This is a genomic window from Qipengyuania qiaonensis (genome assembly GCF_019711515.1).
Classification (GTDB): Bacteria; Pseudomonadota; Alphaproteobacteria; order Sphingomonadales; family Sphingomonadaceae; genus Qipengyuania; species Qipengyuania qiaonensis.
Window position 1 is genome coordinate 1 of the sequence record NZ_JAIGNO010000007.1, and the last position, 18943, is coordinate 18943.

The window sequence follows — 18943 nt, forward strand, 5'->3', positions numbered from 1 at the left end:
TCACCGCGTGAGGCCCGCGGGTTCGGGCACCGTCGACTTTCCGACGCCTCGCGGCGTCCGAAACTCTAAACGAAAGCGGACCGTCCGATTCCCGGTGGGTGAGAGAACAACCCACTCTCAACTCCCACCGCCGCCGCATTATCTCGTAGAGGCAACTAGGACTAGATAAAGCATTGGCTTTCGGAAATGAACTCTACCTTCATCCCTTCACGCAGCCGTACCGCATTGCTCGGACTGCGCCCTTCTAGGTCAGCCTACAAGGCCAAGTTGCGAAACGCAGATCTTTCTCCGGCCCTTCGCGTAAGCTGTCGCTCTTGCCACTTGTCTCACTGATTTGGGGCTTTGTTGCTGGCCTCTCCGCTTGGCAGTCCGAATGCCCCTTCGACGTGAATAGGTCGACTAAAGACTCGTCACACTTCTAGTCAGTGAGGCTCAAGAAGCTGCCGAAGCACTTCCGCCAGGCAACGGTCTTTAAGACTCATCGCTTGAAATTCACGCCCACCCATACGGCGCGCCCATAGCGCACGAATTCGAACCAGTTCGGATTGCCGCTGACAAGATTCTGGTTGGTAAACTCCTGCTCATTCTCGAACAGGTTCCACACTTCGCCGAAAATCTCGAAATTGTCGGTGATCTTGTAGCCGATCTGCAAATCGGTCTGTTCGTAATCCTCGATCCTGAGATCGGCCGATCCATCGATCGACAGCCCTTGCGTTTGCGCGCCAGTGTGCTGCCACGCGATGCGACCGGACAGGCGGCCATCATCATAGAAAAGCGTTGCGTTGGCGAGGAAGTCGGACTGGCCTTCGGGGGCAACCGTACGCAGCACTGCCCCATCATCGTCGAGCAGATCGAGTTCACCGTCGGCGAATGTCACGTTGATCGATGTGCCGAAGTTGGCGAGCAGACCGGGCAGGAAGTCGAACCGATCCATGACAAGGCCAAGTTCGATGCCCCGTACATAGGCAGAACCGCCATTGTCCGGCTGCGTGAAGAACGCATCAACATCCACGCCCAGATCGTTCGTGAAGACATAGGGCGTCTGCAGATCGAAGATTTCGTTGCTGATGTCCTTGTGGAACAGCGCAGCTGAAAGGAGGCTGTTGCCGCCATCGAAATAATATTCAAGCGACAGGTCGAAATTGTTCGATGTGCGCGGCTTGAGATCGGGGTTGCCACGCTCGAAAAAGCCATTGTCATTGGGCGGGGTTTCGCCGCGCGCCAGATCGCGAATGTCAGGGCGCCCGATCGTTCGCGAGGCGCCTGCACGCAGCAGCACGTCTTCACTGACAAACCAGGTTAGCGCGGCTGAAGGCAACCAATTGCCGTAGCCCGCTTTGGTCTCGACAAAGGCCGCATCGTCAATGCGGTCAAAGCGATTGTTCGCGGTAGTGACGGTGTCTTCATACCGTACCCCGCCGACAAAGCGGAAATCGTCGCTGGCGTAGTTGAACAAGGCATAGGCCGCGAGAACTTCCTCGCTTACCTTGTAATCCTCGCCATTGGTGTAGCCCTGGACGCGGCCAAAGCTGGACGCGCCCAACCCTTCTGCGAATACCTTGAGAGCAGCAATGTCGCTCATGACCACTTGCGGGCTGTTGCCGCCGGGAAAGTTATAGTCTTCGACAAACAGAAACTGGGCGAAATCGAAATCATCGACCGGGTTGCGCCAGCGGAAGAAGCTCGCGCGGTAGTCTATCGCGGTCTCCTTGTATTTTGCCCCCGCTGCAAAGCCGAAGCCCCGATCATTCGCCGGGGTGCTCGTCCAGTCGAAACGGAAGCTATCGACGTCCTTGTCGAACTCTTCCTGGAAGCGGCGATATCCGTTGAAGACGTAATTGTCGGGATCGGTAAAGGCAGCAAGGCTCGCGGCGTCGAATTCATGGACGTAGAACTTGCCGTTAAAGGTGTAATCGCCGGAAAGCGGCCCGCCATAGAACCAATCGATGCGCGGGTCGTCCTGGAAGCTGGTTGATCCCGAGGTCCGGCCGATGGCGCTGATCGTATTGCGCTCATCGACGAACAGATCGAAAGCTGCCGTCCAGCTCAGCGAGTCATCGACCCCATAGACGATATCGTCGTTTCTCGCCGTTCCCACGCCGTCAGAGAATGTCATGGTATCGGGATCGGAATTCGCACCGAACATGGCGTGCTTGTTCTTCTTCTGGCCGGTGTCGCTGTCGAAATACGTCGCCGAGACATAGGCCTGAAGCTTGTCGCTCGGGCGGATCTCCAGCTTGGCAGTCCCGCCCCAGCTCGACTCATCGCGTTCGTAGAAAAAGCCGGTCACCTCATCGGGAATCTGGCGGACATCGTCTTGCGACCCGAAATAGGCAAACGGCTTCAGGTTATCGCGCTTGATCTCGCGGATATTCGCGTCGATCACCAGGCCGATCATATCATTGGCAAATGTCGTTCCGAAAGAAACATTGCCCTTCACGGACGGGTCCACATCCTGGAAAGGTACGTCTTCCTCGTATTGACCAACAGATGCGCCGATATTGAACCAATCCGACTTGCTGTCGATGGCCGAGCGGGTGACCAGATTGACAGTGCCGGCAATGGCATCCCCGTCCAGATCAGGGGTGACAGACTTGATTACCTCGACCTGGCTGACAAAAGTTGACGGCACGGCTTCGAGGTTTGCCCCCCGCAGATTGCGCTCGAAGGTGCGCGAGGCGACCGAAACTTCAAGCCCGTCCATGGTGAGATTGACGAATTCCTGGCTCAGGCCACGGATACCAACATACAGGCCAGCCCCTTCATCCTGAAAGGAAGTAAGGCCCGGAACGCGCGCAAGAGCTTCGGCCAGGTTCTGATCGGGCAGCTTGTTCAGGTCATCCGCGGCGAGAACGTCGATAATCTTGTCGGAATCGCGTTTGGCTTCGACGGCGCGCTGGTTTGCGAGGCGGATGCCCGAGACGACTATTGTGTTTTCATCCTCTTCGGCCTCCTTCTCCGCCTGATCCTGCTCCGGCCGGTCTTGTTCCTGCTGGGCCCAAGCGGCGTCGTGAGAGACAAGTGTTGCTGCAACAGCGGCCAGCGAAGCGGACAAACGAATGATGCGTAAGTGCGCGAGATATTGACGTGTCATTGGGTGCCCTCCGTGAAAACGAGAATCGGTTGATTCGAAGTTCTGCTGGGCGACCGCCTACCCCCGCATTATGACATTTTTACATATCACTATGTTATTTAATAAGGAGGTGACTTCTCGTCCCTTTGATCTAATCTCGCGCGAATGCAGGTGCATTCCCCAATCGAAGGCCTAGGAGACAGCCAACGCCGCGTGCTTGACGTGATCTGGCGCCACGGCCCGATCGCGCGTGTAAAAATCGGGCCGCTGACGAACCTTTCGACGATGTCGGTCACGCGGATCGTGAAAGAGCTTTCCGGCCTTGGCCTGCTGCGCGAGGAAGTCGAGCATACCGGAGCGCGCGGACAACCCGCACGCCCCCTGGCAATCAACGGCGATGCGGCGTTCGCGGCCGGGGTCTACTTTTCGCGCAAGTCGATGATTGTCGGTATCGTCAGCCTCACCGGTCGCCTCGTCGCGCAGCAAGCCGTCAAGCTGGAAACCAATGAGCTTGGCGAACTCGGTTACCGCGCCAATGCCTCGGTCAAATCGCTGCTAGAAGCCCAGCAGATCGATCACCCTTCGCTTATCGGGGTCGGCTTTGCCTTGCCCGGTGACTTCATCGACAATGGGCGCAGGATCAACGCGCACGCAGCCTTCCCCGCCCTTGGCGTCGATAATGTCGCAGGCCAGTTGCAGGACACCATCGAGTTTCCGATCTTTGTCGAAAATGATGCAGCGTGCTCGGCCTTGGGCGAGCGCCTGATGGGCGTGGGGCAGACCATCGACGACTTCTTCCTCGCCCATATCGGCCACGGTATTGGCGGCGGCCTGGTCCTCGATGGCAGACTTTATCGCGGCAAGCATGGCAATGCGGGCATCATCGGAGTCCAATTCCCGAACGACGCCCCCCGACCTTCCGGCACGGACCTGTTGGAAACGCTGCATCGGCAGGACCCGTCGATCGAGGATTTCGAGGACCTCGTGAACCTTACCCCGCAGGACAATCCAGCACTGCGAGACTGGATCAATCGCGCCTCGCGCCAGCTGCGCGAAGGGCTTTCTGTCACTGCCCGCATTCTGGACCCAACAGCAATCATCGTCGGCGGCCGCCTGCCATACCAGATCATGCAGGAACTGGTCGCGCGCATCGATGGGCCGGGCTTTTGCGATGAGGGGGTCATGCTGCCACGACCGCGCCTGTTTGCCTCCTCGCTCGGAAATACGGCCGGCGTAGCGGGGGCGGCAGCCGTGCCGCTCTACAAGACCTATTTCGATACGCCGTCTATCGAGAGGCAGGATTCAGCCTGATAGCGGCCATTGCAGCCGACATAGCCATCCCCAATCGCAACGCTGTAGTCGCTGTAGCGGCGATCGGGCGTGGGGAAATCCGTGGCGATAAGCTGCGCTCCGCTGGCTATCGCACGATTACGCTGCCTGCCATCGTTCTCGCGCGCTTGCGTCGTATGCTTGTCGGCCCGCGTGTAGATCAAGAAGCCCTGCTTCACGAGCGCCGCAATATCGGGCGCATCAGGGTCCGCGCGCTGGAGCCATGCGGTATGCGGCTCCTCCGGCCCAAGCGAAGGGAAAAGCACCATATCGGCTTCGCTCTCCTCTACAAACTGCAGATACTCCCGTTGCTTCTCTTCCGCATCGAGCAGGAGGAAAATCACCTTGCCGCGCGATGCGGCCAGGGACGGCCAGCCGCGCGCACGCACGGCTGCATTCAGCGAAGGGTAGTCACCCTGCAAATCGCTGGGCAGCAGCAGATCATCGCGCCCGAAGACGCTGTAGATTTCCTCATGCAAACGCGCGAAGGCTGCGTCGCCGAATGGCGCCCCCTCCGTGGGCTCGTACGCGTCCATAACCGCGGGCTTGCGCCCTTCTTTCGTCTCAAGTTTGATAATGATGGGAACGTGCGCCGGGTTCGAGCGCGACCATTCGCGGATTTCCGACAGGCACTGCACCACAGCAGGGGGCAGGTGCTTACGACATCAGTATCGGCGGTGTGAAATACCTTCATTCCCGGTTGCCGAAGCAAGGCATGATAATCCGGAGGCAGGTCAATATCGCTGCCCGCCAAACGCAAGGCGCGGAATATTCCGGGGTCAGAAAATCGCCCCCCGTCCGGATCGTCGTGCAGATCGAGTTCGAACAGCCGCAAACCAAGGTCGAGCTGCTCGGCAAGCGGTCTGTGCGTAAAGGAAAGTGCGGGGACCAGGCGATCGGCTGGCCATTCCTCGCTTTCGAGATAACCGCTTTGCATCATCAGCTCGAAAATGCCGGGATGGGGCTCGATATGATAGGAGTTATGCGTGCCGATGTACTGTAGCGCGGATATGCTGGGATCGGCCTGGACAGCTGTCGACAACGGCCCCGCCTGTATCGGAGCACACCCAGCAGCCAGCAACGCAGCCATTGCGCACAGGCTTGCACCGGCGTGCTTGAGTGAGAAGAAGGTCATCGAAGAATCCGGCACAATTAAATATCTTTACGATACCTATTTGATGCGTTTAGCGATTGCAACGCTGCTCTTGCAGAGCATCGTCACATAGGCGTTTCCCGGCCCCCTTGAGGACAAGCGTGAAGCAAATGAACATGGATGACGATCTGTCTGCGCCGCGTCAGCTGCTCTACTCGACCGGGAATTTCGGCAAGAATATACTGGCCAGTTCGATCGAGGTCCTGCTGCTGTTCGTCCTGACCGAGATGCTCGATATCGAGCCCGCGATCGCCGGGCTGCTCATCCTGTCCACGCTTATCGTAGATGCCCTGCTGGATCCGGTTGTGGGGGTCGCAAGCGACCGGACCTACGGCCGTTTTGGACGCTATGGTCCGTATATCCTGTCAGGAGCACCGCTGTGCGCCATCACCTTCGCGGCGATCTTCGCTTTGCCTGCCAGCGATTGGGCCAACCTCTTCACCATTGGCGCAGCCCTGTTCGGGTTTCGGATCGCCTATTCGCTGATCGATCTGCCGCATAATGCATTGATTATGATCGTTGCTCCTGGCGGCGCCATGCGCTCTCGCATCGTCATTTTCCGGTTCTTCTTCAGCACTCTTGCAACCCTCGCCGTGGCGCTGCTGCTGCGACCGATCACCGAAAGCGGCGCAGCTTCCGGGATCATTGCAAAAACCGGGCTGGCAATAGCCGTGCTATCGTGTTTCGTGATGATCGTATCCTATGGTTCCGTGGCACGCATTGACCGGTCTCGCCATCAGTCCAGCGCAGGAAAACAGGCAGAAGCGCGCAACAATGCTGGCCATTTCGCTGCTGTCGGAAGATCAAGGCATTTTTGGGCGATCATCGGGATCGGCATCCTCACCACGCTGAGCCTGCCACTTTTCCCCAAATCGCTCCTGTACGTCGCGACGGAAGTTATCGGCGATATCACACGGGCACCCGATCTGCTGACGGCCATGGTTGTCGGGCAATTCGTGGGCATTCTTGTCTGGCTGTTACCATCGAGCCGGTTTGGCTCCTCCACGTTGCTTCAAGCGTCCTATGCCGTGGCCGGTGCGGGATTTTGCACCTGCTACATAATGCTGAAGATATCGACGGAATGGCTGGAGGTGGGCGCTTTTCTGATCGGGCTCGGCGCAGCCGGTGCGTATTCCTTGATCTGGGCCTTGATCGCGGATGTGGCCGAGACCATCGCGAGAACTGTGGGGGCCCAGGCACAGGGCGCGATCTTCGCATTCTGCATCCTGTCCCAGAAGGCGGCGATTGGCGTTGGTTCCTTGTTGCTCGGGCTGAGCCTCGATCTGGGGGGCTATGGCGAGCCGAACGGTTCCGCAGCGACGGCTATCCTGCTTTGCGCGTGGGCTTTGCCGCTTCTCTTGCTCATTGCGAACTTCTGGTTGTGCAGGACGGTGCGTCGAGCGACGTCCGATGCGGGATAGGGAAGCGCGCCAATAGGTGGCGTCTCCTCATCTTTGACTTCGCTGGTTTTGAAAAGGCCGCAGGAATGTGTTCCAAGTCCTTTCCTCTTCAGTTCACTTGTTGCGAGATATTCTTGTAAGCGAGATTTTGCAACTTCCTCCACGAAAAGCGATTTCATCGTTTCCCCGACGGGAATGTCCGGTTCTGAAAATAGTGCCGTCGGATCGAGTGTCTTGAATGGGGCGCAAAGCGGCCATAGTAATCGACCGTTATTGCAGCTGCAGGGAGGGTGCCTTCCACCGCCAATCGGCAAATTGTTATCTGGCGACTTTAGCTCCGACCAGGCGCTCTATGCTTTCAACTGTAATTAGCGCACGGGAGCCGACTTTGGTTCTGACTAGGTCGCCTTTCCGCATCAATTGATCAACCTTGGTGCGACCCAACCCCGTGGCTTGCATGGTCTGTGCAATTGACGCCGTTAGGTCCCCGGCCTTGATTGGAAGCACTGCCTCCTGAGTCCGTTTCTGATCCTCAGACGATGGTTTATGGGGCTTCTCTTGAGTTGTCGGGCTTGCCTTAGGTGGGGCAGCTGGGCTGCGAACGGACGGATCCGCGCAATAGCGATCTAGTATCTTGGTCAGCGACGCTTCGGAGAAGCTTATGCCGGTTATCTGGATTGCCGGTAGTCCCCCCGGCATTTTGGACCCGTCCAGTTGAACTGTGCCACCGTTCAAAGCTGTCATGACATTGTCTGAAGCGACGATTCGAGCCCATTCCTCTTGCGGAATCTGGGAATCCCTGACCGTCTTCGTCGGGCCACCTGCGGGCCGTATCTCGCGCATCAGCGCATAAGTCTTGATCAGCCCAGCGGCCGCGTAATCGGCCAGAAGCTCTTCTGGGGCATCGAAGTGGCGGGATTTAACAAGTTCGATTGCTTTGCCGGGGAGGATAGGTCGGTGAAATGACATCATTCTTCTCGCTCTTTGGCGCTCAGACCTGCCAGCGAAACGTGAAGAAGGGGTAACTTGTTGGATCGATGCTTGAATCGGATGAAATTGGCTCAGCCAGGGATCGGAAGATCAAGACCCGAAAAGCACCGCTGATGTTCGCGGATGTCCACCCTAGTTTTTCATGTTTTTTTCATGGAAACGCGGACTATCTCTTCTAAGTATCTGAAAAGATGGTGGGCGCGGCAAGGATTGAACTTGCGACCCCACCCGTGTGAAGGGTGTGCTCTACCACTGAGCTACGCGCCCGCCCGTTGTAGTGGCTTAAACCAAGCCATGGGCAGGGGCGGGCGTTTACTGCGCGAATCGATGCGTTGCAAGTGCCTCACCCCAAGAGCTGAGCGACGATCCTGACGAGCCAGTTTTCGGAGTCCAGCCGTTGCGGCCGGTTCCTGGGCGCGGGACAGGCGAGGCAATAGGCCTGCACTCCTCTAGCTCCCAGCAGCCGGTCTGCATCCGCTGCAATCTGCGATACGAGCGAGTTTTGACCCTGCGCCATACGGGCGAACACATCGCCCCCTGTTTCGGCGTCTTCTCCGTCACCGATCAGCCACTGGCGAAGCAGCGTGTCGTAGGTCGACGGCGTGGTACCTAGATAACGCACATGCCAGTTGTTGCCGAGCTTGGCCTGGGCTGCTGTCCATTCGAGCGCTTCGGGCAGACCGCCATATTCGTCGACGAGCCGCAATTGGCGCGCCGTGCCGCCGTCCCACACCCGGCCTTGCCCTACGGCATCGACTTGGTCGCGCGTCATGCCGCGTGCTTCACCGACGCGGGCGAGGAAATCCTCATATCCGTTTTCGATGAAGGCCTGCATAATGGCGTCGGTTTCGGGGGTGAAACCGCCAATAATGTCGGGTTGGCCCGAGAGCGGAGTGGTGCGCACGCCGTCGCTGGTCACGCCAGCCAAGGCGGCTGTTTCCTCGAAGGTCGGGATCACCGCGAAGATGCCGATGGAGCCGGTTATGGTTTCGGGCTCGGCAAAGATGCGGTCGGCAGGCGTGGCTACCCAATACCCCCCGCTCGCTGCCACGTTGGCCATGGAGACGGCCACCGGGATGTCGCGCGCCTTGTGGCGCAGAATGGCGTCGCGGATCATTTCGCTCGCCAGAACCGATCCGCCGGGCGAATCCACGCGCACCACGAGGCCGGCCAGATCGTCTTCGAGCGCTTCGTCGAGCAACGTCGCGATGCGGTCGCCACCCGCCATACCCGGCCCTGCCTCGCCGTCGACGATTTCGCCTGCAACGGTGATCACGCCAATGGGCTTGCCCGTGCTGGACAGGGGATTGTCCTCCAACCATGCGGTGAGCGTCGTGTGCGGATAGGCGTTCGGGCCTTCGCCCCATTCGTCCTCGCCCACCAGCTCGACGATGCGCTTCTCGAAATCGGAGCGGTTGCCGAGCTTGTCGACAAGTCCAGCCTGCAGCGCCGCCGTTGCCAAGTCCCCGCGAGCGGCCGCCACCCACTCGACGGGCTGCGTCGTGATACGCTCGATGTCTGCTCCTGGCCGCACCTTCTTGAGGTTTGCGCGGTATTCCTCCCATAGTGTCTCGTAGAGTGCGCGTGCGTTCTCGCGCGCCAGTTCGGACATACCGGTGCTGCTATAGGGTTCGACGGCGCTCTTATACTCTCCGACCTTGTACACGCGCGCGTTCACTTTCAGCTTTTCCAGAAGGCCTGCGTAGTAGAGCCTTTCGCCCCCAGGCCCCGCTACTACTGCACCGCCGAGCGGGTTGACCCAGACTTCGCTCGCATGCGCGGCAAGCAGCATCGCATCGTCCGTATAGGCCGTTGCGTAAGTCAGTACCGGCTTATCGGCGGCACGGACGCGGTCGAGCGCTTCGCCTACATCCCGCAAGTGCACTTGACCGCCGCCGATAAAGCGATCGAGATCGAGCACGACGGCGGCAATTCGTTCATCCTCGGCTGCTTCGTTCAGCGCATGGACGAGATCGCGTGCCTGGTACTCGCCCATCGGGGCCTGCCCCGCAAGCAACGCTTCGACGGGATCTATTTCGGTACGTTCCTCCACGACGATGCCGTTGAGGTCCAGCAGCAGCGCTCCGTCGCGCACCGATGCCGGGCTGGGTCGCGCGGTCAGCACCGCGAAGAGAGCGGAAAAGAAGAGCAGCATGAAAACGAGTACCAGCCCGTCCTTGATGCCGACCAAAAGGCGCCAGACCTTTCCAGCGAAACGCATGTCAGTAATCTCCTGTTGCCCCCGAGTTAGGGAAGGGCGCGACGCATTGCCACTGGAAAGCGCTTGAGCGCGCCACTGGCCTCGACTAAGGGCGTGGTCTCAATGACATCAACGGAAAACTCGCCCCATGCGGCCCGCTATCCTGCGGGCGCGCTCGCGTTCCCGCACCGCGACCTGATCGGCATCGGCCATCTTGAGCGACACGAAATCCTCTTCCTGCTCGATGAAGCGGAACAGTGGGTGACGTTGAACCGGCAGGCGACCAAACATGAAAACTTGCTGTCGGGTATGACCGTAATCAACGCCTTCTTTGAAAACTCCACCCGTACATTGTTGAGCTTCGAAATCGCAGGAAAGCGGCTGGGCGCGGACGTCGTCAATATGCACGCTGCGCAATCGAGCGTGAAGAAGGGCGAAACGCTGATTGATACGGCGATCACGCTCAATGCCATGCGGGCCGATGCAATCGTGATACGCCACGGTTCCAGCGGGGCGACCCAGTTGATCGCGGACAAGGTCGACTGTCCCGTACTTAATGCGGGCGATGGACAGCACGAACACCCGACTCAAGCGCTCCTTGACGCGCTGGCGCTGCGTCACTCCTTGCGCGAGAGGGGCGAGATGGCGGAGGATTTCACTGGCCTCACGATCGTGATCTGCGGCGATATCCTGCACAGTCGCGTGGCCCGCTCAAACTTGCTGTGTCTGCAGGCGCTCGGCGCGACGGTCCGTCTTTGCGCGCCGCCTGCGCTAGTGCCAATGGGTATCGAAGCGATGGGCGCCGAAGTGTTCCATGATTTCGACGCAGCGCTTGCAGGGGCGGACGTCGCGATGATGCTGCGGCTACAGACCGAACGCATGAGCGGACAGTTCATCCCTTCGGCGCGCGAGTATCACCACCTGTACGGCCTTACGAAAAAGCGCTTGGGCAAGGCGGCTAAGACCGCACTGGTCATGCACCCTGGGCCAATGAATCGCGGGGTCGAGATCGATAGTGAGGTGGCCGATATGATCGATCGATCGATCATAACACGGCAGGTCGAAATGGGCGTCGCCATGCGTATGGCCGCACTCGACATATTGACGCGCCGCGCGCGGGGCGTCAATGGATGGGGAGAAGCGGAATGAAGCAGCAGCGCCCGCTGACAATCTCCGGCGGCCGGATCGTGACGCGCGAAGGCGTGCGTGAAGGGACCGTGCGACTGGTCGACGGTCGCATCGACGAAATTTGTGGCCAACCGCATGAAAACGATGAAGTCATCGACGCCGGGGGCAGGCTGGTCACGCCGGGTCTGGTGGATCTTGGCGTGTTCGCGGTCGACAAGCCCGCCTTCCACTTCGGTGGAATCACCCGCGCGGCTCTGATGCCGGATCAGTCGCCGCCCTTGGACCTGCCGAGCCGCATCTCTTACATTGCAAAGAGCGGCAAGCCCGATTTCTGGGTCCACCCTCTCGCCGCCGCGACACGCGGTATCAATGGGCGGGAAATTGCCGAACTTGCGCTTATGCGCGAGGCGGGCGCCCGCGGCGTCGCTACTGGACGTCAATGGATTGCAGATTCGGGAGTCATGCTGCGTTTGCTCCAATATGCGGCGATGCTGGACATGACAGTCATCGCTCATGCCGAGGACGCGGCGCTGGTTGGCGCAGCGGTCGCCACAGCGGGTGAGGTTGCCACACGCCGCGGCCTGCCCTGCGCGCCGGCCCACGCTGAGGCTATTGCCATCTCCCGCGATATCGCGTTGGCCGAGATGGCCGCTGCGCGCATTCATTTTCGGCAGGTCACCACGAAGGCCGGACTCGATATCGTCCGCGGGGCCAAGGCGCGTGGAGCGAGAGTGACCTGCGGGGTTACCCCCGCGCATTTCATGCTGTCGGATCTCGCGACTGTCGATTTCCGTACCTTTGCGCGCCTCTCCCCTCCGCTGCGCAGCGAGGAAGACCGACACGCTGTGCGCGAAGCTATCAGAGATGGCACGATCGATGTCATTGCCAGTGGGCATGATCCACGCGGACCGGAGGACAAGCGCCTCCCGTTCTCAGATGCCGAGCCAGGAATGGCCGGAGCCGAAACTTTGTTGGCGATGACGCTTTCCCTTGTGCGCGACGAGGTGATCGACTTGGTCAAGGCTTTCGAACTGATCGCGATGGCGCCAGCGCGCATTCTCGGCGTAGAAGCAGGCGCGATTGCGGCGGGTCTGGAAGCCGATATCGCGATAATCGACCCCGAAAAGCCTTGGATCATCCAGAGCGCCAAAATGGAAGCTGCGGCCGGCAACACGCCCTTCGACGGTCAGCCGACGCAGGGCCGTGTCAGCGCGCTCTACAAGGGCGGCGTTCTGATCGACCTTTAGGCCAAACGAGAAACCCCGCCCGGATTGCTCCGGGCGGGGTTTTCGCAATTACGATGAAGTGTGCGGAATTCTCTTAGCGCGCCGCAACCCGTACGTCGTTATCGATGACGTCGATTGCGCCCGGCAGCGGACGGTTTGACGCATAGGCGATGCAGCCACCGCCCTTACCCTTGACCGTGCGACACATTGACTGGGCAGATGCCTTCGCAAAGCCGGCGGCGGCGACACGATAGTAGATTTTGCCGTTGACGCGCGCCTTGGTGATCACCCGCTCGGCATCCCCGAGTTCAGGGTAACGCTTCTGGAATTGCTTCCAGGCTTCGTTGGCGTCCGACATGGAAAAATACGAACCGAGCTGAACATTGTAATTCCCGCCACGCACGAGGCTGGCAGCGGCTCGAGCCGAGTTCCCGCTGGTCGGCGAGACGACCGGCTTGCTGGCCTTTGCGGGCGTACTCTGGACGACTTCGTTCGAGACGAAGCGGACACCACCGTTGCTGGGGGTGAGGCCAGCGTCGGCCAAGGCTGCGTCCGCGCTGTCGTATGTCGCCGGTGTTGGGTCGATGGCGGGCAACTCGGCGGCAAAGGCGAAATCGCTCTCGGGCGTTTCCACAACCGGCTCTTCCACTGTTGCAGCGGCGAGCATGTCGATGCTGGGGTGGTTGGCCAACGCAAGCATCTTCGGCTGCCCCGGATCGACCTGTGGCTGGACGCCGAGCAGGCTGGTCACACGAAGCGTGAAGGCTTCTGGATGGATCATTGCTGCCCATTCGGCCATCCGATCGCCGACTTCGCCAGCAGGCACATCTTCAGCCGCCATAATACGGGCCGCGCGCCAGTTACCCTGCAGTGCATAGGCATAGGCTAGGTTCTGACGAACTTTCGGCGTATTCTGACCGCCGCGCAACGCGTTGCTTAGAACATGAACGCCATAGTCCGGTCGGCCGGCTAGTGCGATAGCCAGACCGAAATCGGCAGGATCGAGCGTAGCTTCGAAGCGCTGAAGGGTATCGAGCGCACCCGGCTGGTCACCGACGGCAATCTGCGCGAGCGTGTAGCTGATGATCGTCCGCGCAGCGGTGTCACCCAACTCGATGGCTTCGGCAAACGTGGCTGTCGCCGATGTAAACCGGCCATCTTCGAGATAGGCGTTGCCGAGCAGCGTGCGTGTATAGGCGTCGCGCGGGTTGGCCAGCACGGCGGCTTCGGCATGCTGAACACCCTTCGAGATTTTGCCTTTGGCCAATGCCTTTTCGGCATGCGCTGCCGAGTATGCATGGCTTGGTGCTACCTGCCCGGTACATGCCGTCAGTGCGGTAGTAGCCAGCGCCGTGGTGACGGCGAGTTGGACGAACCGCTTGTTCCTGGCTTTCGTCTCGGTACTCATTCTTACCCCCTTACAGGCGATCCCACGTCGTCAGTTCTATTTGCCGCGATGCTGCACCTGGGCAGCAAGGCTTGCGATTTCCGGCATTTCCGCGAGCAACGCATCGAGCGCATCGGTCACTAATTGTTGCGCGCTTCGGCCGCGAACGGTGCACGCCAGTCGCAGCATCAGATGGCGCTCCTGGTCGAGGCGCAGGGTGAAAGCTGCGCGCTTGCCCTGCGCGGCGGCAGGTTTGCGCGACACCGGCCTGGGCTGGGCGGGCCGGTCGAGTTGTGCCTGAATCTTGTTCAGCGATTCCCGTACCTGGTTGGGTGCGCCGCTTTCATTGGCAGCGCGGCGCAGGCCTGCATTAGGCGCGATGGCCACGACCTTTTCCTGCAGAGGCGATGGTCCGTTGGGACCTTCGTCGCCCATATCGTTCCACCCGAGATCTTCGAGATTGGCGGCGGCTTCCTTGCCGTCGACCGGACCCGGGATTCCCGATTGCGGCCGCATGGCAGGCTTGGCGCCGCCCTTGCGTGCCAGCAGGGTGGAAGAAAGCGAGGCGAAATTGGCGTCAGACATCCGGCAGTCTCCGCCCTCAGCTTCTTATTGTGCCACTCGGCGGCCGAAGCCGCCTGCGGGGCGATGAGCACCGGGAATTGCGCTTTGCATGTTCGGTGCGGCGAAGATCGTGCGGCGAAAGTTCTTTTCCAGACGATCGGCGATATACTTCCACAAGGCGGTGACCTCGGCGGCCGAGCGGCTTTCTGGATCAACCTCCATAACCGTGCGGCCGTCGATCATCGAAGCGGCGAAATCGGTCCGGTGATGGAGCGTGATCGGCGCAACCGTGCCATGCTGCGATAGCGCGACGGCGGCTTCCGAAGTGATTTTGGCCTTGGGGGTGGCGGCGTTGACGACGAATACCAGCGGCTTGCCCGCGCGTTCGCACAGATCGACCGTCGCGCCTACCGCGCGCAGATCGTGCGGACTGGGGCGGGTCGGAACGACGATCAGTTCGGCCACCGAGATGACCGATTGGATGGCCATTGTGATTGCCGGCGGTGTATCGAGCACCGCAAGCTTGAAGCCTTGCTGGCGCAGGATGGTGAGGTCGGTAGCCAGGCGGGCGACCGTGGTCTGGGCGAAGGCGGGATATTCGTCCTCACGCTCGTTCCACCAGTCGGCCAGCGATCCCTGCGGGTCGATGTCGATTAGGACGACCGGGCCTGCGCCAGCGCGCTGGGCCTGAACGGCGAGATGTCCCGAGAGGGTGGTTTTCCCCGATCCGCCCTTCTGCGATGCCAATGCCAGTACACGCAAGACTTGGTCCCCCTGGTTTGCGCCTTTATCCAATTCACGGTGCTGCGAACTTATGCAGCGGTGTTGTCATGGCAATCGCAGACCAGCCCTAATTTTAGGTTAACCCGCCGACACTTATGGGCACGCCCGTGAGGAGCTCTGCGTGGCAACATTTTGCTAAGAGCTGATTTACTATAGGGTGCAGCCTATCCGGCGCGCTTGGGCACGTCGTCGCAGGTAAGGGGTGCGCAATGCTACGATTGGCGAAAGCGGCATGGATGGCCGGCATTGCGGCCGCCGCAATCGGCTTTTCGACATCGGCCCTGGCCGATGTCAAAGCGGGCGTCGACGCTTGGACGCAAGGTGACTTCGCCAATGCCGTGCGCGAATGGGCAGACCCTGCGGCCGCGGGTGACCCCGATGCACAGTTCAACATGGCGCAAGCTTACAGACTCGGGCGTGGGGTGTATGCCGACCTTGCTCAGGCCGAAGCGCTCTATGCCAAGGCTGCAGCGCAGGGGCACGTGAAGGCGGCCGACAATTACGGATTGTTGCTCTTCCAGCGTGGTGCACGTCAAGAAGCGATGCCTTTCGTTTCCGCTGCTGCGCTGCGCGGCGACCCGCGTGCGCAGTATCTGCTCGGCATCGCCCACTTCAATGGCGATCTCGTCGAGAAAGACTGGGGCCGCGCTTATGCCTTGCTGACGCTTGCCAACTCCACGGGGCTCCCCCAGGCGCGCGGAGCGCTTGTCCAGATGGACGAGTACATATCGTTGGAGGATCGCCAGGAAGCACAAACGCTGGCAGCCACCTTGAAGGCCGATGCCGACGCGGCACGAGCGAGAGAACTGGCAGCCATCGATCTCGCGCTCGGGGTCGGTGCGACTCGGGACTCTAGCGAGCCGTCCGCGTTCCTTGCGGCAGGGGCGGACTACACGGTACCCACGCCACGTCCCGAGGTGGTCGCGAGCCGGAACTACGAAATGCCCACGCGGCAGGCGGTGGTAGCCACGAGCAGCCCTGCTGCGACACCCGCGCTACCCGTATCCGGAGCAAAGCCGTCCGGGCCGTGGAAAGTACAACTCGGTGCTTTCGGCGTGCCGGGCAATGCCGAACGTCTGTGGGGACGGCTTTCGGGTCGATCCGAAATCGCGGGGTACGAGCGCCTTCTCGTAAAGTCTGCCAATCTAACGGTACTTTCGGCGGGCGGCTATTCCACGCGCGGCGAGGCAGACGCGGCCTGCACTTCTCTCAAACGCAGCGGGCTGGATTGCCTCGTCACACGCTAAGGACAGACGCTTGGCAATGTGATTTACCGTGATAATACGGTCCTCCAGGGAGACTGTATGCACGATAACAACGATGGCACACCTGACATGACAGAGCAGGCTGCCGCCGCACCAATCGCCGCTTCGAGCACCGGCAGGATAAGCAGTCTCGATTTCATCCGTGGTATCGCGGTCATGGGAATACTGGCGGCCAATATCGTCGCCTTCGGACAGCCGATGACGGCATATATGTTTCCCGGTGCCTTTGCTGTCGTGCATAGCGAGACGGAAGACTGGATGTGGGTGGCCCAGTTCGTGCTGATCGACAACAAGATGCGGGGCCTGTTTTCCCTGCTGTTCGGTGCTGGCATGTACCTGTTCCTGGAAAAAGCATGGGCTCGGCAACAGGGCGCCTGGCTGCAGATACAGAGACTGTTCTGGCTCGGCCTGTTCGGCCTGTTCCACTACTTCTTCATCTGGCGCGGAGACATTCTCTTTCTTTATGCTTGCGCGGGCATGGCGGCACTGTTGTTCGTTGGCTTGTCGCGGCGCAAGCAACTTGTGCTGGGGCTGTTCGGATATCTCGGTGGGGCGCTGCTTTATGGCGGTTTCCTCGGCTTCCTCCCGGTTATAGCGGATACCGACTTCGGCAAGCGCCCAGCGTTCGCGCAGATGGCCGATGAACTTGAGGCGGACAAACAGGAAGCTCTCGCCGAGGGCGAACTGGAGACAGGGTTAATCTCGAGCGGCAACTATGGAGAGTGGGTGCAGTACAATTTTTCAGCCCATACCGAAGAACTGCCCTTCTATCTTTTCATGTTTTGGTTCGAAACGTTGCCGCTCATGATGATCGGGATGGCTGCATATCGCTATGGGCTTTTCGACGGGGGAATCGAAGCGGGGCGTCTGCGAAAATGGGGTTGGTCGCTGCTACTTGCCGGGACGGCGTTGACCGTACCGGTTGCATTATGGGCCAAGGATGGCGGGCTGACCTACTACGGCACACTCGCGGCCATGGCCGGATGGTCGAAGATTCCATGCGGGTTGGCCATCTTCGGACTGGTCGCGCTGCTCGCACTTTGGGGTCAACGCGCAAGCGGTTCGCTGGCCGAACGCATTTCGGCCGCAGGGCGCGTCGCATTCACCAATTATCTCGGCACCTCAGTACTGATGCTGTTTGTTTTCCACGGGTGGGCAGGCGGTCTGTTCGGCAAACTCGGTCGTGGAGAACTCTATCTTGTCGTGATCGTGACATGGGCGGTGATGCTGATCTGGTCCAAGCCCTGGTTGGAGCGCTATCGTTTCGGTCCGCTCGAATGGCTGTGGCGTTGCCTTACCTACCGCCAGATATTTCCCTTGAAGCGATAGCGCAATCGCTTGCTATTGAGAACAACTCTCACTACAAACGCTCTTGCGAGTCAGTCGCAGGAGTTTTCTAGTGTACGTTTGCATCTGCAATGCGATCAGAGAAAGCGACCTCCGTCGCGCCGCGCATGACGTGTCCGGCGATGCGGAGGCATGCTATGCTGCCTTGGGCAAAATGCCTAGCTGCGGTTCGTGCCTCGACGAGGCCGAGTGTATCTTGCAAGAAGAACGCGAACTGGGATTTGTGCCCGCCGCAGCGTGATTTTCCGCTAACGCGAATCGCTTGCGACTGGCGGAATTCTGCCGTTTTTTCCGGATTTGACCCTTGCCAAGTACCCAGCTGGAGGCGCATAGGTGCCGCCTAACAAGCGACAGGGAGCCGCAGGCATGAAAGGCGATCCGAAGGTCATCGAGTTCCTCAACAAGGCGCTCACAAACGAACTGACCGCCATCAACCAGTACTGGCTCCACTATCGCGTGCTGGCCGACTGGGGCGTGACGAAACTGGCCGAGTACGAGCGACACGAGTCGATCGACGAAATGAAGCACGCGGACGTGTTGGCCGAGCGGATCTTGTTCCTGAACGGACTTCCCAACTTTCAGGCGATTCACAAGCTGAAGGTCGGCGAGACGGTGGAGGAAATCCTGAGGGCCGATCTGGCCGTGGAGATGGAAGCGATACCGCTGCTCAAGGACGCTATCGCCCACTGCGAAGAGGTTCGGGATTACACCAGTCGCGAAATCTTCGAACGCATTCTCGAAAGCGAGGAAGATCATGTCGACTTCCTCGAAACCCAGTTCGACATGATTGCGCGGATGGGCCTGGAAAACTATGTCCAGCTGAACAGCAAGCCAGCGGGCGAAGGTGAGGACGACTGATTGTCAGCCTGATCCCTCAGTTGAGTCGCCAAAAGGTTGCGTGAACTCCGCCATGCTTGGAAAGACGGGCGAGGCGGTGTTCTCCATCCCAGATTTCCGCGCCACCCCGGCCGACGTTGATATCGGCGATCGTGAGCGCAGTGGCGATGTCGAGCGCCTCGAGAGCGAAATCTTCGTCTTGGAGTTCGGTTTTCCCGTGGATCGCAACGCGGAGCTTGGTCATCTCTCACCTCTCTTGCC

At 59.9% G+C, this 18943-nt stretch carries 17 protein-coding genes, 1 tRNA gene and 1 pseudogene; 9 read left to right on the plus strand and 10 right to left on the minus strand.

Features of this window, described 5'->3' with window-relative positions; all coding sequences use genetic code 11:
- Positions 1–478 precede the first annotated feature (478 nt).
- A complete protein-coding gene (locus K3174_RS11450) occupies positions 479–3094 on the minus strand; it encodes a TonB-dependent receptor (RefSeq protein WP_221558454.1) in 2616 nt (871 codons plus the stop codon).
- A 192-nt stretch (positions 3095–3286) separates the two neighbouring features.
- On the opposite strand from K3174_RS11450, the gene K3174_RS11455 reads away from it, so the two are divergent.
- Entirely contained in the window at positions 3287–4384 is a 1098-nt protein-coding gene (locus K3174_RS11455; RefSeq protein WP_221558456.1) for an ROK family transcriptional regulator, read from the plus strand.
- On the opposite strand, the gene K3174_RS11460 is transcribed toward K3174_RS11455, so the two are convergent.
- The gene (locus K3174_RS11460; RefSeq protein ID WP_345719638.1) at positions 4342–5043 is read right to left on the minus strand and encodes a Ca2+-dependent phosphoinositide-specific phospholipase C; all 702 of its coding nucleotides are present in this window, start codon (positions 5041–5043) and stop codon (positions 4342–4344) included. The two genes, K3174_RS11455 and K3174_RS11460, sit on opposite strands and share 43 nt — an antisense overlap.
- Before the next feature lie 59 nt (positions 5044–5102).
- Positions 5103–5492, minus strand: a pseudogene (locus tag K3174_RS17155) (Ca2+-dependent phosphoinositide-specific phospholipase C); the annotation flags it as partial.
- Between K3174_RS17155 and K3174_RS11470 the strand changes: the two are divergent.
- Positions 5413–5628: a hypothetical protein gene (locus K3174_RS11470; protein ID WP_221558891.1), complete on the plus strand. Its 216-nt coding sequence runs from the start codon at positions 5413–5415 to the stop codon at positions 5626–5628. The pseudogene K3174_RS17155 and the gene K3174_RS11470 overlap by 80 nt on opposite strands.
- A 37-nt stretch (positions 5629–5665) precedes the next feature.
- Positions 5666–6976, plus strand: a complete 1311-nt coding sequence (locus K3174_RS11475; RefSeq protein ID WP_247712134.1) for an MFS transporter — start codon at positions 5666–5668, stop codon at positions 6974–6976.
- 297 nt (positions 6977–7273) lie between these two features.
- On the opposite strand, the gene K3174_RS11480 is transcribed toward K3174_RS11475, so the two are convergent.
- From K3174_RS11480 to sppA, 3 genes are all read right to left on the minus strand, one after another.
- Positions 7274–7927, minus strand: coding sequence for a hypothetical protein (locus tag K3174_RS11480; protein WP_221558462.1), 654 nt, complete (start codon positions 7925–7927; stop codon positions 7274–7276).
- A 210-nt stretch (positions 7928–8137) separates the two neighbouring features.
- Positions 8138–8212 (minus strand) — tRNA-Val (locus tag K3174_RS11485).
- Between the two features lie 76 nt (positions 8213–8288).
- Positions 8289–10166, minus strand: coding sequence for a signal peptide peptidase SppA (gene sppA, locus K3174_RS11490; RefSeq protein ID WP_221558464.1), 1878 nt, complete (start codon positions 10164–10166; stop codon positions 8289–8291).
- 102 nt (positions 10167–10268) lie between these two features.
- On the opposite strand from sppA, the gene K3174_RS11495 reads away from it, so the two are divergent.
- Together K3174_RS11495 and K3174_RS11500 are read left to right on the plus strand one after the other, a co-directional pair.
- Positions 10269–11294 carry an aspartate carbamoyltransferase catalytic subunit gene (locus tag K3174_RS11495; protein ID WP_221558466.1) on the plus strand — a complete coding sequence of 342 codons (1026 nt, stop codon included), beginning with the start codon at positions 10269–10271 and terminating at the stop codon, positions 11292–11294.
- Positions 11291–12520 carry a dihydroorotase gene (locus K3174_RS11500; RefSeq protein ID WP_221558468.1) on the plus strand — a complete coding sequence of 410 codons (1230 nt, stop codon included), beginning with the start codon at positions 11291–11293 and terminating at the stop codon, positions 12518–12520. Before K3174_RS11495 ends, K3174_RS11500 begins: the two co-directional genes overlap by 4 nt.
- A 73-nt stretch (positions 12521–12593) precedes the next feature.
- Here K3174_RS11500 and K3174_RS11505 read toward each other — a convergent pair whose 3' ends face one another.
- From K3174_RS11505 to K3174_RS11515, 3 genes are read right to left on the minus strand one after another with little or no spacing between them, the layout of a single operon-like run.
- A complete protein-coding gene (locus K3174_RS11505) occupies positions 12594–13907 on the minus strand; it encodes an SPOR domain-containing protein (protein ID WP_221558470.1) in 1314 nt (437 codons plus the stop codon).
- 36 nt (positions 13908–13943) lie between these two features.
- Entirely contained in the window at positions 13944–14471 is a 528-nt protein-coding gene (locus tag K3174_RS11510; protein WP_221558472.1) for a hypothetical protein, read from the minus strand.
- 24 nt (positions 14472–14495) lie between these two features.
- A complete protein-coding gene (locus K3174_RS11515) occupies positions 14496–15212 on the minus strand; it encodes a ParA family protein (RefSeq protein ID WP_221558474.1) in 717 nt (238 codons plus the stop codon).
- Between the two features lie 257 nt (positions 15213–15469).
- Here K3174_RS11515 and K3174_RS11520 point away from each other — a divergent pair, with 257 nt between their 5' ends.
- The 4 genes from K3174_RS11520 to bfr all read left to right on the plus strand — a co-directional run bounded on the left by K3174_RS11520 (position 15470) and on the right by bfr (position 18703).
- Complete coding sequence (locus K3174_RS11520; RefSeq protein WP_221558476.1) at positions 15470–16480, plus strand: SPOR domain-containing protein; 1011 nt, start codon at positions 15470–15472, stop codon at positions 16478–16480.
- A gap of 57 nt (positions 16481–16537) precedes the next feature.
- Positions 16538–17827: a DUF418 domain-containing protein gene (locus K3174_RS11525; protein ID WP_247712119.1), complete on the plus strand. Its 1290-nt coding sequence runs from the start codon at positions 16538–16540 to the stop codon at positions 17825–17827.
- A gap of 70 nt (positions 17828–17897) precedes the next feature.
- Positions 17898–18086: a (2Fe-2S)-binding protein gene (locus tag K3174_RS11530; protein WP_221558477.1), complete on the plus strand. Its 189-nt coding sequence runs from the start codon at positions 17898–17900 to the stop codon at positions 18084–18086.
- Between the two features lie 125 nt (positions 18087–18211).
- Positions 18212–18703, plus strand: a complete 492-nt coding sequence (gene bfr, locus K3174_RS11535; RefSeq protein ID WP_221558487.1) for a bacterioferritin — start codon at positions 18212–18214, stop codon at positions 18701–18703.
- 16 nt (positions 18704–18719) lie between these two features.
- Here bfr and K3174_RS11540 read toward each other — a convergent pair whose 3' ends face one another.
- A complete protein-coding gene (locus K3174_RS11540; RefSeq protein ID WP_221558489.1) occupies positions 18720–18926 on the minus strand; it encodes a hypothetical protein in 207 nt (68 codons plus the stop codon).
- Positions 18927–18943: the final 17 nt, after the last annotated feature.